The following is a 17,384-nucleotide window of genomic DNA, read 5'->3' as shown; positions in this document are numbered from 1 at the left end:
TCAACTTGGGGGCACTCAGTCGTCGCGGCCACAGCCACAACCGTCACACCGCAGCCGCCTACACCCACCAAAAAAAGAGCCGCACATGCGGCTCTTTTTCTAATCTTTACTAATTCCTTCCGGCAAGGCTGCTGGCTTTTCACCATTGCCTTCAGCTTCCTTCTCTTCTTGCCGTTTTTCTAGACGCTTCACGTCTTCATCGGTCAAAACCGGGAAGGTGATCCGGAACTGGCTGCCCTGACCCAAAACCGACTCAACGTCGATGGTGCCATGGTAGGATTCAACCAGTTTTTGGGCGATAGACAGACCTAAGCCGTTGCCGCCCTTTTCCCTCGTTCTAGCCTTGTCGACCCGGTAGAAGCGGTTGAAGATCTTCTTCTTGTCTTCATCCGAAATCCCTTCACCGTAGTCTTGGACCACGATCTGCATCTCCTGGCCTGATTGACCAGCCGATACCAAAATTTCCTTCCGGTCGGTCGAGTACTTAATCCCGTTGTCGATCAAGATGATCAAAATCTGTTCCAGGTGCCCCTGGTAGATCTGGATCTTGGTGTCTGGATCCAAGTCCTCTACTTCTAGACCAATCTTAAAGTCAGGGTGGACCATCCCCATGTCACCGACCACTCTGGTCAGGACTTCCATTGGCTCAGCAATAGCGTTTGGATAGTGGACGCTGATCTGCTCAGCCCGGGTCAGGTCCAGCATTTCCTGGATCAGGTGCTTCATCCGTTCTGCTTCTGAGATTGAAGCATCGATCGATTCTTCCAAAATTTGCGGGTCGTCTTTGCCCCACCGCTTCAGCATGCTGAGGTGGCCTTCGATAACCGCCACAGGCGTCCGCAATTCGTGCGACACGTCGCTGACGAACTGCTTTTGCTGCTCGATGTACTTTTGCATCCGGTCCAGCATCATGTTAAAAGACAGCGCCAGTTCTTCTAGTTCATCGTTTCGGTTAAGTTCCGGAATTCTGGCCGTACTGTTCGGGTCGTCGTTGACTTCCCGGGCCACCTTGGACATGGTCTTGATTGGCTTGACCACGCTGCGAACCACCAGGTAAGAGACGATGATGGCCAAGGCTACCGCTAAGATTGACAGCCAGAGCATAATGCTCAAAGTCCGGCGAATCAGGCGGTTATAGGCCGTCATGGCGTTTTTGACCACGATATAGCCAGTCACCTTGCCAGTCTTGCGGCTGCGCACCTTGCGGTAAACGTAGAGGATGCTCTGTCCCTTAGAATTTTCCTTGACGACCGACTTTTGCTCGTCTGAGAACTTGACCAGCTTCGGCGTGCTTTCCCCGTTATGAAAAACGATCTCGTTACGCAAATTGTAAATAGCGATCGTTACATCTGGATTAGTCACCGTAGTCAAGACCGAGTCGTTAAAAGTGCTAGTCGTATTATTGTTGTCAGAAAAAGTAGGCCCGCCCTTCAAAATTCGCCGGGTATTAGGCGAAAGCTGCTGGACCACGTTGGCGATCTCCAGCTCGCTGTCAATCCCCACCAGCCGCTTTCTCAGGACCTGAACGATTTCATTTGCGGTATCTTGCTGCTGGTTCAGCGATTCTTGTCTAACCGTGTTATAGACAACTGCTGAGAAAACAAGAAAAGAGACCGCGATCGTCATGGCGACGATGCTGACCCATCTCACAATCAGTGAAACGCGTCTGGTCCCTTTCTTGCCGCTATTAGAGCGATTTTTAAACATTGTCGTCCTCATCTCTTACCATGTAGCCAGTTCCGCGAACGGTCTTAATGTAAGATGGCTGACCTGGAATGTCGATCTTGTTGCGGAGGTAACGAACGTAAACTTCCACAACGTTGGTTTCGATGTTGGATTCAGGTCCCCAGATCTTGTTCAAAAGCTGATCACGGCCAACAACGTTATTCTTATTTTCAATCAAAGTCATCAAGAGGTTGTATTCCCGCTTGGTCAGGTCAACCGTCTTGCCATCGCCGCGGTGGACGATCCGATTAGCAGTTTCAATGGTCAAGTCCTTAAACTTAACTACCTTTTGGCGAGGAAGCTTGTCTTTAGAAGCATCCTTTTCGATCTTGACCCGGCGAAGTACTGCACGTAAACGGGCCAAGAGTTCTTCAATGGCAAAAGGCTTCACGATATAGTCGTCTGCCCCGTGGTCTAAGCCTGATACCCGGTCGATAACTGAATCACGGGCGGTCATCATGATAATTGGCGTCGTCTTAGTTTGCCGAACCCGGCGGGCAATTTCCAACCCATTCAGGTCTGGCAGCATCAGGTCCAGCAAGATGGCGTCAAAGTCTTCAGCCAAGGCCCGGTCTAAGGCCTTGCGGCCGTTGTTTTCAACAACGGTTTCGTAGCCTTCGTGCTGCAGTTCAAGTTCGACGAAACGAGCCAAGTTCTTTTCGTCTTCAACAATCAAAATCTTCGGCATTCTTAAATCCCCTCATATCCAATGATTATTTTGGGTCTGCTTAATCCAAGTATAATCTCAAATTTTATTCTAATAATTCTAGAATAGCCCAAAATGAACTTTTTAACAAGTCTCCATTAAAAAAATAACTTCTTTCTAGTCCTTTTTTACTAGGTAAAAAGTTATTTTTTATCAAAGATTTAACTTTTACTTATTCTTTTGATCCTGATTTTCAGGATCTTCGGCATTCAGCTTGTCAAGCAGGCCTTGCAGCTGGGCAAAGGCAGGGTTGACCTGGTCCTTCTTCCGGCTGGCAAAGCTTTGCTCTGACACCACTTCCCAGTCCTTGCCTTCAGGGTAGATGCCTTCGTCTTTTTCTTCTTCGGTCAAGACCGTCGTTGGGATGTTCAAAAGAATGTTGTCTTCAATTGCCCGCTGGATGTCGATCTTGTCGTCAGTCAAAGGGATGATTAAGAGGCCCAGCTCTTTTTCTTCTTGGGTTGGCTCATGGTCTGAGTAGTTTTCAACAAAAGAAAACTTTTGCTTCAGATCGACTGGGTGCAGGCTTCGAGAGGATGGCACGGACAATTCCGTTTCCACCTGGAAGTTGCCAGTGACAAAAGGCTCATCATAAAAGACTTGCCCTTCCACGTGAGCACTCTTGACTTCGTAGACCAGTTCCTTAGCCCGGTCGTAAAAGTCTTGGTCAAAGGTCAAGTCAGCCGAAACCGTGGTCATTGGCTCACGGCTGTTTTTTACTTGATAAAAAGAAAGTTCTAACATTAATTTACCTCGATTGGCCGGCGGCCAAAGTTCTGATCAACGCCGATCACCTGCTCAAAGAGGCGGTCGGTCCGGACTTGCAGGCCCAAGGTCCCCTCTTGTGCCTTCTTGCGGTCGACTTTAGAAACGATTTCGATTGCAAAATCCTTCCTATGCTTTTTCAAATACTTGCGGCCCCGCTTGCTGTAAGCCAAAAGCAGGGTTGAGGCATGGTCGAAGCTGCCATAGATATCGTCTTCAGTTACGTTTAGCAAGGTATACAGGCACAAGCGGCGCAGGCGCGAATACGTGTAGCGCTTGGACTTGACATGGCGCAGGAATTCAGAGAAGTTCTGAGCCAGGTGGATTTCGGCCTTCAGCTTGTACTCCAGCCCCTCGCTCATCTGGTAGATCTGCTGCAGCTCTTTCAGAGAAGCTGATTCTAGCCGGTATTTTAATAGCGGAAAAAGCAGATCCCAGTTAGGGAAGACCTTTTGGGCTGCCAAAGCGGAGATTTCCCCCTTAGGCAGCCACTGGGTCAGGTCTTCCTTGGTATCGCCCTTTAAGAGCAGGTTGCGAATAGCGCTGGCGCTTTGAACGACTGCTTCTCTTTGCAAGATGTCGTCGTGGCCCGCCCCTACCCGGGTGACGGGTGACAAAGTCAAGGGCGAGCCCAGGTTGACATTGGCCACGGCGTAGGCCAGGCCCAAAATGGCGTTAGGTTCACTGACCTCATGGCCAACTTCTCGAGCCACCATTTGGTTGTACTGGGTGGAATAAGTCTGGCTGTAGTCAGCAAATTCCTCTCTTTGCCGCGGGGTCTGGGCGATTTTTTGACCAAAATACTCAAAGTTTAAGTTGGCATCTTCCACGCCAAAAACCAGGTACTCTGCACCCAGCTTGCTCAAAACTTCCACCCCGCCCGTCGCAAACAAGTCGGCGGCTTCGACGGCGTAAGAAAATGGCAGCTCAACGACTAAGTCAGCGCCAGCTTCAACCGCGGCCTTGGCCCTTGACCACTTGTCCAAAATGGCCATTTCACCTCTTTGGACGTAGTTGCCGCTCATCACGCAGATGATGGGGTCATCCCCGGCAATTAAGCGGGCCTGGTTCATCAAGAACTCATGCCCGCTATGAAATGGATTATATTCGGCAATAATCCCGGCTACGCTCATTATTCAGCCTCAAGTTCCAGCTTCTTGCCGTCAGCCCACAATTTCTCCAGGTTGTAAAAGGCCCGGGCATCTTCTGAGAAGATGTTGACGACAACGTCGCCTAAGTCCACCAAGAGCCATTCTGAGTCCCGGTTGCCTTCAACGCGGTAGTCGTAGTAGCCCTTTTCGTGGCAAGCTTCAATGATGGAGTTGGCGATGGCGTGGAGCTGGCGGCTAGAGGTTGCGCTCGTTGCTACAAAGTAGTCAGCCAGGATGCTGATGCCGCGCATGTCGTAGGCTTCGGTGTCTTCACCGTGGCGTTCACTGATGGCGTTTAATACTAAGTCTAATAATTCTTCGCTCTTCAAATTTTGCTCCTATTTCTGTTTTGGATAGTAATGTTTTACTTTTTAAAAATTTACTTAACGGCCCAAACATTGTATGCCGCAAAGCTTCTTGGGTAGATCTTGGCCCGCTTTTCTGCCAAAAAGGCAATGGTGTGGGCCAGTTCATAGCCAACCCCGGCGTCCAGGTTGCTGTAGCTGACTTCTCGCGCTTCGTCGACGCCTGGGAAGTCCCGGCCCGGCTCGATAAAGTCAGCGACGAAGACGATCTTGTCTAGCGTCGTCATTTCCGTGTCGGCTGTGGTGTGGCGGTTGACCGCCGTTAAGATTTCCTGGTCATGGATGCCCAGGTCTCTTTCGATATAGTAAGCCCCCACGATCCCGTGCCAGATAGCCCGGTTCCAATTTAAAAGGTCTGGGTCAAAGCCTTGCTCTTTGATGGTCTTGATGTAGTCTTCAACCGGGATCTGCTTGGCATAGTCATGAACAAAGCCGGCTAAAGCCGCCTTGTCTTCATCATAGCCGTTCAGCTTGGCCAATTTTCTAGCCGTTTCGCTGACGTTTACGCAGTGCTTGAACCTTTTTTCATCCATCACGCTCTTTTCCTGCGCGATGATTTGCTCACTAGTTAAATCTGAAAAAGTCTTTTTAAAAACCAACTCAGTCAAGATAAAGCCCCTTTTCAATGATATATTGACGGACTGGCTCAGGAACGAGGTAACGGATCGAGGTCCCCACGGAAACGGCCCGGCGGATTGCAGTTGAACTCAGGCGCATGTCTGGGGCATCCACCCAGATCATGGAGTACTTAGGGTCTTGCGGGTAGCCTGGCCGGCGGATGCCGACCAGGGTAGCTAATTTAGCTAATTCATCCGCATTCTTCCAGGTATGGAAGGAGTTGACCTGGTCGCTGCCCATGATCAAGTAGTAGGTGTTTTCGGGCGCCTTTTTGGTCAAATAGCGCAAGGTATCAATGGTGTAAGATACGCCCCCTCTAAACAGCTCCAAGAGCTTAACCCGGAAGCGGGGGTTGTCCCGCGTTGCCAGGTCCAGCATGGTGGCCCGGTCTCTAGCCGTCACCTTCAACGGAGCATCTTTATGAGGCGGAATGTTGTCTGGGATAAACCAGACTTCATCTAGGTGCAGCTTGGTCAAGGCTTGCTCAGCCGCTACCAAGTGGGCCATGTGGACGGGGTTGAAGGTGCCGCCCATGATCCCAATCTGCTTACCCTTTCTTTGATATTCTTCGCTTTTAACCTTTACTTGCGTTTCTTTACTGCAATCTACCAATGAGTCCATCTTTAACCTCTTAAATTAAAGCTCTTCTGGTTCCTAGGCCAATGCCGCCAGGCGTATAAGCCTTGATGACGCAGCCTTCTGGAACAGTAATAAAACCAACCCCGGCAAACAAGACGTCAGACCGGTACTTGATGTGGTACTCTTGCCCCTTGAGCGGCGGCAAGTCGTCTTCTGCTGATGGCGGGGTCAACAGTTCACCGACGTGCTTAGCGTAAAATTCATCCGCCTTTTCCGTCTTGGTCCGGTGCACATACATGCTGCGAGAAGCGTAAACCGTAAAGCTGGTGGATGGCCCTTGCAAATAGTCAATCCGGCCAAGGCCCGCCAAGAAGATGGTGTTGCCCGGCAAAAGCTGGTAAGTCGCTGGCTTCAGCGGCTTTTTCGGAGATACCAGGTCCAGTTCCTTAACGCTCAGCCGGCTAGCCAGCTGCTTTTTGGTCAAGATCCCGGGCGTGTCGACCAAAAAGTGGCCGTTATCAAGCGGAATCTCGATCTTGTCTAAAGTGGTCCCTGGGAAGCGGGAAGTCGTGATCAGGTCTTGCACGTCCCCCATTTTATCGATGATGGCATTGATCAGGGTCGACTTGCCGACATTGGTAGTCCCAACGAAGTAAACGTCCTGGTCTTGGCTATTGGCGTTCAAGTACTTGATCAAGTCGTCCAGGTTCTTCTTCTTAGCGGCGCTGATCAAGAAGATTTCCTTTGGGTAAAGGCCCATCCGGTTGGCTTCTTGCCGCATCCAGTCCTTTATCTTGCTTTCCTTAGAGTTCTTTGGGAAGAGGTCAAACTTGTTGCCGACCAGGATAAAGTCATTTTGGCCGACAAAGCGCTTGAGAGAGGCGATCAAGGAATTAGAGAAGTCAAACAGGTCGACAACGTTGACGATCAAGGCCTTCTTGCTGGACAGGCTGTTGAGCAAGGCTAAAAAGTCGTCGTTATCTAAGGCGACTGGCATGATCTCGTTATAATGGCGCAAGCGGAAGCAGCGCTGGCAGTAGACTTCTTCGTTTTCCCCATCTAAAACCTTCTGCAAGGCACTTTGAGGCAAGTAGCCAGGCAGGCTCTTGTCTTCGCTTTGCAGGCTGGCTCCGCAGCCGATGCAGCGAATTTCTTCACCCATGAAAAAACCTCCTTTTAATTTTTTCTACCTTCAATTATATAAAAAATGCTTGATGAGCACAAAGAAAAAACGCACCTAGCAGATGCTAGATGCGTCTCTTAGTGACTTAAGCCAAAGCCTTCTTAGCAGTTTCTGCTAAAGCAGCAAAAGTCTTTTCGTCGTTGTAAGCAATGTCAGCCAACATCTTGCGGTTCATGTCAACGCCAGCAAGCTTCAAGCCGTGCATCATCTTTGAGTATGACAAGCCGTTTTGACGAGCAGCAGCGTTGATACGAGCGATCCACAATCTTCTGAATTCGCTCTTACGCTTCTTACGGTCACGGAATGCGTACTTGTATGAAACAAATAATTGCGTACTTGCGGCCTTAAATTGAACGTGCTTTGAACCACGGTAACCCTTGGCAAGCTTCAAAACCTTCTTACGACGTGCGCGTGTAACGGTACCACCTTTAACTCTTGGCATCTGAAAATCCTCCTAATATCGTTAGTGTATTAAAAAATAGTAAATTAACGCATTTGGGAAAGCATTTGCTTGATGCGCTTCAAGTCGCTGCGTGAAACCATAGCGGCTTTTCTCAAATGACGACGTTGCTTCTTAGTCTTGCCGTGGAAACGGTGGCCAGTGAAGGCGTGGTGACGCTTCAAACCGCCGTTACCAGTTCTCTTAAAACGCTTAGCTGAAGCGCGGTGGGTTTTCATCTTTGGCATGGTAAAATTCCTCCAATTAACTATTTTTTACTTTTGTCTTTATCGCTCTTAGGACTGAGCATTAAAAACATTTGACGGCCTTCCATCTTCGGCCGGCTGGTTACAACAGCAATATCCGAAGTCTCATCGGCCATCTTTTCAAGCACTTGTTGTCCTAATTCCTTGTGCGTGATTGCGCGGCCTCTGAAACGAATCGAAACACGAACCTTAGCGCCTTCTTTTTCTAAGAACTTACGTGCATGCTTCAACTTGGTTTCGAAGTCATTGCCTTCAATCGTTGGACTTAAACGAATTTCCTTAACGCTCACTTGCTTAGAGTTCTTGCGAGATTCCTTCAGCTTCTTTTGTTGTTCGAAGCGGTACTTCCCGTAATCAAGAATCTTGGCAACTGGTGGCTTGGCATTTGGTGAAATCAAAGCCAAATCTAAGCCGGCATCGCTTGCTTGGCGCAAAGCTTCGTTTCTTGACACAACCCCAACTTGTTCGCCGTCAGCATTGATTAAGCGAACTTCACGAGCACGAATGCTTTCGTTGAGGATCATGCTATTTTGTTTCTGTGGTATAACTGTTCACCTCCATGTTAATCTCGAGGACAAGAAAAAAGCGGGTAAATAACACCCGCCTTAAAAATCAACAGAAAATATCGATTTGCCTAGAGGTTAATTAACTTAGGCGAGAAGCGGGGGCTTCTTCTTGTTCTCAACTTTTTCTATTGTACTATGTCTAAGATTGCCCGTCAAGGGTTAATTTTGCTGTCAGCCTGATTACTTAAAGCTTAATTTTGCCAATTGCAACAGGAACATATTCCTTGTATACGCAAAAAATATCCCGCCTCAGAGTTGAGACAGGATGTTTCATCTTCCCAATTAGCAATATCTTAAACTTGTATATCGTAAACTTGTAAAGTATAATATTGTAAACTGTATTATTGCTAACGAGGTGTTTTAATGTTTATCGGTAGAAATCAAGAGCTTACAGCTTTGAATAAGCTCTACCAAGAAGACAGCTTCCAATTTGCGGTCATCTATGGCCGCCGTCGTATCGGGAAAACCAGCTTGATCAACCAATTTCTAAAAGACAAGCGGGCAATCTACTTTACCGGCCTTGAAGAAAAGGCCTTGGAAAACCTGGCTCGTTTTTCTGACGCGATACACGCCTACGAAGATCCCAGCTATCTGGATGGACCTAATTTTGCCTCCTTTGAGCAGGCCTTCAAATATCTCGTCCATCTCTCTGAGAAAAATGACCGCTTAATTTTGGTCATCGATGAGTTCCCTTACCTGGCGAAAGCCTATCCACCAATCAGTTCCATGCTACAGTCCTACATCGACCATTATTTTAAACAGAACAAACTCTTTCTCATCCTCTGCGGCAGCTCCATGTCCTTCATGGAAAAGCAGGTCCTTGGCTACAAGAGCCCTCTTTATGGCCGCAGAACTGCCCAGTTTAAGCTGAAACCTTTCAGCCTGCATGATGCCGAAGATTTTTTCCCGCAATTAAATAAGGAAGAAGTTTTTGAACTCAATGCCATCACCGGCGGAATCCCCCTCTACCTGTCCTTGATGTCTCCAGAAAAATCCCTTAGGGACAACATTAGGGACAATTTTTTAACAACCAGCGCCATGCTCTATGCCGAACCGATGAGTCTGCTCAACCAAGAACTCCGCGAGCCGGCAAGCTATAGCTCCATCATCAGTGCCATCGCGGCCGGGGCCAGCCGGCAGTCAGAGATCTCGACTAAAACCGGTATTGCCAGCGGTGCCCTAAGCCCTTACCTGGACAATTTGATCGACCTGGGCATCGTCGAAAAAAGGGTGCCGGTTACGGAAATTGATAAAGCCAGAAGCCGGAAAACTATCTATGCAATCAAGGATGGCATGTTCCGCTTCTGGTATACCTTCGTCGGCAAACGGGTCAGTTTTATCGAACGGGGGATTACTGAGCCAATTTTGGACTACATCATGAAGCAGCTTCCCCACTTTATGGGACCAGAATTTGAAAAGCTCTCTCAAGAATACCTCTGGTCCAAGCTGTTTGACCCTGACCTGGTGCCAGAGCCTTTTGTAAACTTAGGCAATTGGTGGGGGCCAGATCCTAAGGAAAAAAAGCAAATCGAAATGGACATTGTTGGTTTCGATGACCAGAAGCTGAACGGCTACTTTGGCGAATGCAAGTGGAAAAATGAGCCAATCTCCGCCGATATTCTCAAAACCCTTATCTACCGGAGCAGCCTTTTCCCTGCTGCTAAGAAAAATTACTATCTTTTCTCCAAGACCGGCTTTACTGACAAATGCCGCCACCTAGCCCAGCAAGTCGACTGCCACTTAATTACCTTCGACATGATGTAAATCCAAATAAAGAAGCACATACACAAAAACATCCCGCCTCAGAGTTGAGGCAGGATGTTTTGTTATGTCAGAAAGGGTTCAATTCTAATGAAACATGGACTTAGTCTTCACGGGAGTAGCTGGCTACGTCCTTGCTCAACTTGTCCATAAATTCGTCCAGGCTTTCGCTGTTTTGTTCTTCAGTCCCGTAAGGGCGAACGTTGACCGTGCCAGCGTTCATTTCATCATCGCCAAGTACCAGAGTGTAAGGTACCTTTTGGGTTTGGGATTCACGGATCTTGTAGCCCAGCTTTTCATTTCTGAAGTCGATTTCAGCTCTGAAGCCCTTGGCAATCAATTCGTCGCGAACCTTCTTAGCGTAGTCTGAGTGAGCATCCAAGTTAACTGGGATGATTTCAGCTTGAACAGGTGCCAGCCAAGTTGGGAAGGCACCCTTGTAGATTTCAGTCAGGTAAGCGATGAAGCGTTCCATCGTACCAACAATCCCGCGGTGGATCATAACTGGACGGTGTTCTTCGCCATCAGCACCAACGTAAGTCAGTTCAAAGCGTTCTGGCAGCATGAAGTCCAGTTGGATGGTTGACATGGTTTCGTCGTTGCCCAAAGCCGTCTTAGTTTGGATGTCCAGCTTTGGACCGTAGAAGGCAGCTTCACCTTCTGCTTCAACGTAGTCCAGACCCATGTCGTCCATGGCAGCCTTCAGCATGCTTTGGCTTCTTTCCCACATTTCGTCGTTTGCAAAGTACTTGTCAGTGTTCTTTGGGTCACGGTATGAAAGACGGAAGTAGTAGTCGTTAATGTTGAAGTCGTGGTAAACGTCCATGATGATCTTCAAAGTACGAGCAAATTCTTCTTGCACTTGGTCTAAGGCAACGAAGGTGTGGCCGTCGTTCAAAGTCATTTCCCGAACACGTTGCAAACCTGACAAGGCACCTGACTTTTCGTAGCGGTGCATCATCCCTAGTTCGGCAATCCGGATTGGCAGTTCACGGTATGAACGAATGTGGTGCTTGTAGATTTGGATGTGGGATGGGCAGTTCATTGGCCGCAATTCCAGCCATTCGCCTTCACCCATGTCCATTGGTGGGAACATGTCTTCACGGTAGTGTGCCCAGTGGCCGGAAGTCTTGTAAGCATCCAGGTTCATCAAAACTGGGGTGTAAACGTGTTGGTAGCCAGCTGCAACTTCCTTGTCCACGATGTAGCGTTCGATAATCCGGCGGATCGTCGCACCCTTTGGCATCCAGTAAGGAAGACCAGCGCCAACCTTAGGGTCAACGAAGAAGAGGTCCAGGTCACGGCCAATGGTCCGGTGGTCGCGTTCCTTGATTTCAGCCCGGCGCTTCAGGTCAGCTTCAAGATCAGCTTCCTTAAAGAAGGCAGTACCGAAGATTCTTTGCAGCATTGGGTTTGAGCTCTTGCCCTTCCAGTAAGCACCAGCTACTGACAAAAGCTTGAACTTCTTGATCTTACCAGTGTTTGGCAAAAGTGCGTCAAAGCCAAAGTCAACGAAGTCGCCAAGCTTGTAGGCGTCAACAGTTTCGCCGTAGTTAGCCAGCAATTCTTGCTTGTATGGGTCATCCTTGAAGGCGTCTGCCAATTCGCTCTTGGCTACTTGCACGTGTTCAATGGCTTGGCCGTTCTTGACAGCCTTTTGCAAAGCCCTTTCTAATTCTGGCAATTCAGTAACCTTGATTTGGTCTTCCTTGTCAGTTTCGATGAAGAAGCCATTTTCTGAAATTTCGGCTTGGCCCAGCTTGATTTCTGGGTACTTTTCCTTAACAATGGCTTCCAAAACAAAGGCTACAGTAGCGCGTAAAACGCTCAAGCCTTCGGCATCCTTGTTAGTCAAGATGGCAACTTCGTGGTCTTCAGCAAGTGAGAAGTCAAGTGGCTTAACTTCACCGTCAACCTTGCCGGCTACGGCATTCTTAGCCAGTGAAGTAGAAATGCTGCTTGCCAATTCACTAACAGTTACAGCTGATTCGAATTCTTTCTTTGAGCCATCTGGCAGAGTCAAAGCAAAACTCATAAAAATCCTCCAAGAACAAAAAAGTCCCGAGTATGTTACATACTCGGGACGAATAATAATCGTGGTTCCACCCAAAATTCAGACTTGCCCGCTTTTGGGCATAGTCTCTCTTCAGGACCGGTAATGGGGTCCAACCTCAAATTAACTTTTGGGAATGTAGAAGGTGGGGTCCTTTACAAATGGGGGCTTCCAGAACTTGGCCCCTCTCTCTGAAGCGAAAGGATCATGTCTTCTAGTTACTTCTTGATTATACCCCCTGATAAAAATAAGGCAAGCCTTTTTTATCAATTATTTTCAAAACGGCGGTTGGCGCCGCTGATCTGAACTTCTTGAGCTAAATATCGTACTCTTTGCATTAAACGCTTCGCCTTGGCAGGTTCATCAGAATTTCTGGTTTTGGCAAAATGGTCCTCTAATGCGTCCATGTCCAAGTTCGAAGTGAAAAAGGTTGGCAGATCGTTATCCATCCGCGCTTGTAAAATTACCCCTAAAACATCATCTCTTGACCAAGGACTGAGGCTTTCAGCCCCAATATCATCCAAGATCAAGACATCGCAGTAGGCCACACGGTGGATTTCATCTTGCAAGCTGTTGTCATCGAAGTGACTAGATAAACTTGAAATAAAGGTTGGCATATGCAAAAAGATGACTTTTTTGCCTAAACCAGCAGATTCATTAGCTACTCCAGCCATAATGTAGGTTTTACCTACACCGAAGTCACCACTTAAATATAATCCCCTTGCTGGTGATCCTGCTTTTAGATTGTTAAAAAATCTTGCAATGCCTTCAAGTGCTTCTCTTCGTCCGTTGAAGTCAATGTCACCTAACTTTACACGACGCAATTTTTCTGGTAAGTCGATCAGCTCAATGCGCTTTTGGGTAGCCCGCTGTTTGTCTTCCTCTACCTTTTCAGCAGTTGCTTCATACTTGATACCAACACCGTGACCTTCGACAAAAAGCTTTGGCACATAGCCTGCTAAGACCTTGTCATGGCCATCTTTTTGCTGCCAATACTCGTAGATGTTGGCAAAAGTGGCATAAACTCCTTCCCGAGTCAATTCATCCTTGTGCTGTTCAAAAAAGGCGTGAACGTCTGGATCAGAAAAAACGCGACTTTGCAAATCTTGGTAAGACTTTTTTGAAAAGTCTCGTTGATTCTTCTTAGCAGCTTCAGCCACCTGATCTTTTAGCACATCACCAATTGCCTTCATCCACTCACCTCTTATCCTTGTCAGGATTGATATTGTTTAACATTTTCCTCAATTCATCATCGGAAAGATCAATCTTATCATTGAACTCTTTCTTGGACCAATCCGTAACCTTTTCTGTCGTTCTTTGCGGCGTGTAGCTCCGCTTCTTTTGCTGGTTATTTAGCGCCCGCTCTCTCACGTATTTCAGCGCTGCTTCTGGCGTCGTGATCTTCTTTTGCAGCCAGTCGTTGGCAATCCGCCCCGCCAAATCCTGCGTCACTACCGACTGGTAGTTGAGGCAGGTGTAAACCAGGGCATTGATCAAGCTGGGCGCAAGGCCCACCTGGCTTTGCAGGTTGTTGATCACAAAGCGCTCTCTTGCCGTAGAGAAGCCGCCCTTTTTCTTTTTTAAATCGCTCAAAAATTCGGCAGGCGCCTTTTCATGCATTTCAGTTAAAAGCTCCTGGTCGCGCTGGTCACCGGCCACCTGCTGCCCTTGCTCTTGCTGCTTTAAGACCGCTTGCCGGCGGTGATCCGCCTTAAAGTTGTAAGCCAGGCTCTTTCTGATGGCATCGGGATTGAGCTGGTAAGAGCCGTGGAGCGTTGGCAAGGTCTCGTCCACAAATTCCTGCTCGCTTAAGCCGTACAGCTCCATGATCGACTGGATCTCGCCTTGGCAACGGTCGACCTCACTAGCTGGGATCTGGTATCTGACAAAGCAGTCCTTTAAAAATTGCCAGTCCACCTGCTTGACCTTGAGCTGCACCGGTTCGTCTTTCACTTGGACGTTTTCCCGAGCTGCCGCCTTAACCTCGCTTGACGGGTCCATCACTTCTTCATCTGGCAGTCTAAAGACCTCAAAAAAGGACGCCGACACGTCTTCCAGGTTGTCCAGCTGCCGCTCTTGCCTTTTGGCATTTCTGGCAAAGGTCCGGCTCAATTGGCTGAAGCGAGGACTGCCGATTTTTTCTCTTAATAAACTGGCCAATAAGTCCGTATTAAAAAAGTAGCCGGCATCTGGCACCTTGTTTAATTTAAAGGCCAGCAGATCCCCCATCACCTGGTTGTGGCTGACGTAGGTGGTGAGCAGGCCCGTCGCTTCCAGCTTGTGAATGGCGGTAAACAGCTGCCTTAAGCTGCAGTCCAGCAGCTCTTGCAAATTGTAGAGCGCCGGTGCCTGTGACAAGGGCTGGTAGGCGTCAAATTCTTCTAGCAGGGTCTGGTACAAGGCCACCCCCAAGGCGCCAACTAGGGGCTGGTAGAGCCGGATCAGGACTTTTTCCTGCTTGGGTTCTAGCGTCAGCTCATTCATCACCAGGTAGCGCTGCTTGGGATTAGAATTTTGGTACATCAAATCACTTCTTACTGTGCCGGTCCATCATGTCCTCCATGGTCTTCATGAAGCTGGACATGTCGGTGAACTGGCGGTAGATGCTGGCAAAGCGGATGTAGGCCACGTCGTCGATGTCAGCCAGTTGGTCCATGACTAGCTCCCCAATTTCCTTAGAGGAGATTTCGCTGACGCCCTTTGACCGAATGGCGTTTTCCACGCTGTCTACCAGCTTGTTTAACTGCTCGCTGGTCACTGGCCGCTTTTGGCAGGCTGCAGCGACCCCGTTTAAGATCTTTTCCCGGTTAAAGGCTTCGCGGGTGCCGTCATTTTTAATGACCAAAAGTGGCGTTTGCTCAACCCTTTCAAAGGTGGTGAAGCGGTAGCCACAGTTTTCGCATTCTCTTCTTCTTCTGATCGTGCGGCCTTCGTCAGTTGGGCGAGAATCGATGACGCGGGAGGCATTTTCATGACAATTTGGACAAAGCATAGTAGGTCTCCTTTCAGGCAATCTCTGCCAGTAGTTGATCCAATTTCTTTCTTAGTGCTTCTATTGTACCAGTATTTTCAATGATATAGCTAGCCCGGCGGCGTTTTTCCGCCAAAGGAAGCTGGGCTTTAATCCTTTTTTCAGCTTCAGCTTGTGGAAGACCATCTCGAGCTATCAGCCGCCTTAATTCCTCAGCTTCTGGCAGGTCGATCAAGACCGTCACATCGCAGTACTGGTCCCAACCTGCCTCAAATAAGAGCGGCACGTCTAAAACGCAGACTTTTGCAGTGCTTTTCGTCATCTGCCTTTTGACCTCTTTGAGGATCTCCCTTTGAGTCACGGCCGACAATCTTTTTAAGGCATCAGGGTTGTTAAACACGTACTGGCCTAACTTTTTCCGGTCCAGGGTCTGGTCTTTTTGGAAAAAAGCATCCCCGAACTCTTTTTGAATCGCTAGCCACCCAGCTTGCCCAACTTCGGCCTGCTGGTGGGCGATCAGATCGGTATCGATGATTTGGCAGCCTTTTTCCGCTAAGATCTTTGACGCAGTCGACTTGCCGGTGGCGATTCCGCCCGTTAATCCTAAAAAAAGCGTCATGACTTGAGCCTCTGGCAGTTGGGACAATAAGTGGTCCCCCGCCCATTGACCTTGATCTTGACCAATTTTTCTCCGCATCTTAGGCAGTCTTCTCCGGCCCGGCCGTAGACTTCTAGCCGGTCTTGATACCCGCCCGCCTGCCCTTCAGCGTTTAAAAAGGAGTGGACGGTGGTCCCGCCGAGCTTGGTAGCTTCTTTGATGGTCGAATTGATTGCCTCATACAGGTCCTGGACCTGCTGTTTGGTCAAGTCCTTGGGCTCAGCTACCGGGTTAATCTTGGCCTGCCACAAGACCTCGTCAACGTAGATATTGCCCAGGCCCGCCACCACCGTTTGGTCTAAGAGCAGGTTCTTGATCTTTTTGGTCTTATTTTTTAGAGCTTTGGCAAAATAGTCTTCGGAAAATTCCGGGCTTAAGGCTTCTGGGCCCAGGTGCTTGATCCCGGTCACGATCCGCTCAGTCCCCGTTTCTACCAGCTGCAGACGGCCAAACTTGCGGACATCGTCATAGCGCAGAGCCGTCCCATCAGTAAAGACAAATTGCAGGTGCTCGTGCTTCTCTTTTGGCGCATCCGCCGTAGTCAGCCGGTACTTGCCCTCCATTCTGAGGTGGGAGACGATGGTCAAGTCGCCCAGGCGAAAGAGGAGATACTTGCCGTAGCGGTCGATTTTTTCAATGGTCTTCCCCTTCAGCTGTTGTTGAAAAGACTTCACATCACCCACGATGACCTTGTCATACCAAACGTCAACGCGCTTGATTGTCTTGCCGGCCGCTAAAGGCGTCAAGGTACGCCTGACCGTTTCTACTTCCGGCATTTCTGGCATATGTTACACCTACCTTTTTGTCAGTTATTTATTACTTAGCGTCATACCAGTCATGGCCGTAGCCCCTGTCGGCGATTAGCGGTACATCCAGCTGGACGGCTGACTGCATGACTTCTGGCACGATCTTTTTAATGGTTTCCAGTTCTTCTTTTGGCACGTCAAAAATGAGTTCGTCGTGCACCTGCACCACCATCTTGGTCTTTAAGCCCAGTTCATCCAGCTTCTTTTGCATGTTGATCATGGCGATCTTCATGATGTCGGCAGCTGAGCCTTGGATTGGGGAATTGATGGCCGTCCGCTCGGCAAAGGACCGGACGTTAAAGTTCTTAGCGTGGATATCTGGCAGGTAGCGGCGGCGGTGCATGATGGTTTCAGCATAGCCTTTTTCTCGAGCATCCTTAACAGCTTGGTCCATATAGGCCTTGATGCCCGGGTATTGGTCAAAGTATTCAGCGATGAATTCCTTAGCCTGCTTTCTGGAGATGCCTAGATTTTTAGATAAGCCGTAATCGGAAATCCCGTAGACGATCCCGAAGTTGACCGCCTTGGCCCGCCGCCTTTCAAGCGGCGTCACGTCGTCAATTGACTTCAAGTGGAAGATTCGCATAGCCGTGTGGGCGTGGATGTCGTAGCCGGTCTTAAAGGCTTCTTGCATGTTGGCATCCCCTGACACGTGGGCCAAAACGCGGAGCTCAACTTGGGAATAGTCGCATGAAAAAATGTAGCCATCTGGCGTTGACGGTACAAAAGCCTTCCTGATCTGCTTGCCTTCTTCGGTCCGGGTTGGGATGTT

Annotated in this window: 19 protein-coding genes and 1 other annotated feature; of the genes, 1 reads left to right on the top strand and 18 read right to left on the bottom strand. The window is 48.8% G+C overall.

Annotated elements, in window-relative coordinates:
* Positions 1-99 precede the first annotated feature (99 nt).
* The 11 genes from ACI4WN_RS08735 to infC all read right to left on the bottom strand — a co-directional run bounded on the left by ACI4WN_RS08735 (position 100) and on the right by infC (position 8,321).
* Positions 100-1,707: a HAMP domain-containing sensor histidine kinase gene (locus ACI4WN_RS08735; protein ID WP_439777845.1), complete on the bottom strand. Its 1,608-nt coding sequence runs from the start codon at positions 1,705-1,707 to the stop codon at positions 100-102.
* Complete coding sequence (locus ACI4WN_RS08730) at positions 1,700-2,413, bottom strand: response regulator transcription factor (protein WP_008461935.1); 714 nt, start codon at positions 2,411-2,413, stop codon at positions 1,700-1,702. Before ACI4WN_RS08730 ends, ACI4WN_RS08735 begins: the two co-directional genes overlap by 8 nt.
* A gap of 186 nt (positions 2,414-2,599) precedes the next feature.
* Positions 2,600-3,175, bottom strand: coding sequence for a DUF177 domain-containing protein (locus tag ACI4WN_RS08725; protein WP_439777844.1), 576 nt, complete (start codon positions 3,173-3,175; stop codon positions 2,600-2,602).
* The gene (locus ACI4WN_RS08720; protein ID WP_439777843.1) at positions 3,175-4,329 is read right to left on the bottom strand and encodes a nucleotidyltransferase; all 1,155 of its coding nucleotides are present in this window, start codon (positions 4,327-4,329) and stop codon (positions 3,175-3,177) included. The genes ACI4WN_RS08725 and ACI4WN_RS08720 overlap by 1 nt, the downstream gene beginning before the upstream one ends.
* Positions 4,329-4,676 (bottom strand): ribosome silencing factor, encoded by a 348-nt coding sequence (gene rsfS, locus ACI4WN_RS08715; protein WP_008459456.1) that lies wholly within the window; start codon positions 4,674-4,676, stop codon positions 4,329-4,331. The genes ACI4WN_RS08720 and rsfS overlap by 1 nt, the downstream gene beginning before the upstream one ends.
* Positions 4,677-4,726: 50 nt before the next feature.
* A complete protein-coding gene (gene yqeK / locus ACI4WN_RS08710; RefSeq protein ID WP_439777842.1) occupies positions 4,727-5,320 on the bottom strand; it encodes a bis(5'-nucleosyl)-tetraphosphatase (symmetrical) YqeK in 594 nt (197 codons plus the stop codon).
* Positions 5,313-5,951 (bottom strand): nicotinate-nucleotide adenylyltransferase, encoded by a 639-nt coding sequence (locus ACI4WN_RS08705; protein WP_439777841.1) that lies wholly within the window; start codon positions 5,949-5,951, stop codon positions 5,313-5,315. Before ACI4WN_RS08705 ends, yqeK begins: the two co-directional genes overlap by 8 nt.
* A gap of 10 nt (positions 5,952-5,961) precedes the next feature.
* Positions 5,962-7,071 carry a ribosome biogenesis GTPase YqeH gene (gene yqeH, locus ACI4WN_RS08700; RefSeq protein WP_008459459.1) on the bottom strand — a complete coding sequence of 370 codons (1,110 nt, stop codon included), beginning with the start codon at positions 7,069-7,071 and terminating at the stop codon, positions 5,962-5,964.
* 106 nt (positions 7,072-7,177) lie between these two features.
* Positions 7,178-7,534 carry a 50S ribosomal protein L20 gene (gene rplT, locus ACI4WN_RS08695; RefSeq protein WP_002879237.1) on the bottom strand — a complete coding sequence of 119 codons (357 nt, stop codon included), beginning with the start codon at positions 7,532-7,534 and terminating at the stop codon, positions 7,178-7,180.
* 44 nt (positions 7,535-7,578) lie between these two features.
* Complete coding sequence (rpmI, locus tag ACI4WN_RS08690; RefSeq protein ID WP_002879235.1) at positions 7,579-7,779, bottom strand: 50S ribosomal protein L35; 201 nt, start codon at positions 7,777-7,779, stop codon at positions 7,579-7,581.
* A gap of 20 nt (positions 7,780-7,799) precedes the next feature.
* Positions 7,800-8,321: a translation initiation factor IF-3 gene (gene infC / locus ACI4WN_RS08685; RefSeq protein WP_008459484.1), complete on the bottom strand. Its 522-nt coding sequence runs from the start codon at positions 8,319-8,321 to the stop codon at positions 7,800-7,802.
* Between the two features lie 47 nt (positions 8,322-8,368).
* Positions 8,369-8,480 (bottom strand) — a sequence feature (ribosomal protein L20 leader region).
* A 246-nt stretch (positions 8,481-8,726) separates the two neighbouring features.
* On the opposite strand from infC, the gene ACI4WN_RS08680 reads away from it, so the two are divergent.
* Complete coding sequence (locus ACI4WN_RS08680) at positions 8,727-10,127, top strand: ATP-binding protein (RefSeq protein ID WP_439777840.1); 1,401 nt, start codon at positions 8,727-8,729, stop codon at positions 10,125-10,127.
* A gap of 100 nt (positions 10,128-10,227) precedes the next feature.
* Here ACI4WN_RS08680 and thrS read toward each other — a convergent pair whose 3' ends face one another.
* The 7 genes from thrS to ACI4WN_RS08645 form a co-directional block, all read right to left on the bottom strand.
* Positions 10,228-12,159 carry a threonine--tRNA ligase gene (gene thrS / locus ACI4WN_RS08675; RefSeq protein WP_439777839.1) on the bottom strand — a complete coding sequence of 644 codons (1,932 nt, stop codon included), beginning with the start codon at positions 12,157-12,159 and terminating at the stop codon, positions 10,228-10,230.
* A 284-nt stretch (positions 12,160-12,443) separates the two neighbouring features.
* Complete coding sequence (gene dnaI / locus ACI4WN_RS08670; protein ID WP_439777838.1) at positions 12,444-13,370, bottom strand: primosomal protein DnaI; 927 nt, start codon at positions 13,368-13,370, stop codon at positions 12,444-12,446.
* A 4-nt stretch (positions 13,371-13,374) separates the two neighbouring features.
* On the bottom strand, positions 13,375-14,700 hold the full coding sequence (locus ACI4WN_RS08665) for a DnaD domain protein (RefSeq protein ID WP_439777837.1): 1,326 nt from the start codon (positions 14,698-14,700) through the stop codon (positions 13,375-13,377).
* A gap of 4 nt (positions 14,701-14,704) precedes the next feature.
* Positions 14,705-15,169 carry a transcriptional regulator NrdR gene (gene nrdR, locus ACI4WN_RS08660; protein ID WP_009558272.1) on the bottom strand — a complete coding sequence of 155 codons (465 nt, stop codon included), beginning with the start codon at positions 15,167-15,169 and terminating at the stop codon, positions 14,705-14,707.
* Positions 15,170-15,182: 13 nt separating this feature from the next.
* On the bottom strand, positions 15,183-15,767 hold the full coding sequence (gene coaE, locus ACI4WN_RS08655; RefSeq protein ID WP_439777836.1) for a dephospho-CoA kinase: 585 nt from the start codon (positions 15,765-15,767) through the stop codon (positions 15,183-15,185).
* Positions 15,764-16,591, bottom strand: coding sequence for a DNA-formamidopyrimidine glycosylase (mutM, locus tag ACI4WN_RS08650; protein ID WP_439777835.1), 828 nt, complete (start codon positions 16,589-16,591; stop codon positions 15,764-15,766). Before mutM ends, coaE begins: the two co-directional genes overlap by 4 nt.
* A gap of 31 nt (positions 16,592-16,622) precedes the next feature.
* A partial coding sequence (locus ACI4WN_RS08645) for a DNA polymerase (protein ID WP_439777834.1) occupies positions 16,623-17,384 on the bottom strand: 762 nt, incomplete at its 5' end.

The organism is Lactobacillus sp. (assembly GCF_051893255.1).
Lineage (GTDB): Bacteria > Bacillota > Bacilli > Lactobacillales > Lactobacillaceae > Lactobacillus.
Note: the sequence above shows the minus strand (reverse complement) of the source record. Positions and strands in the feature narration are given on the sequence as shown.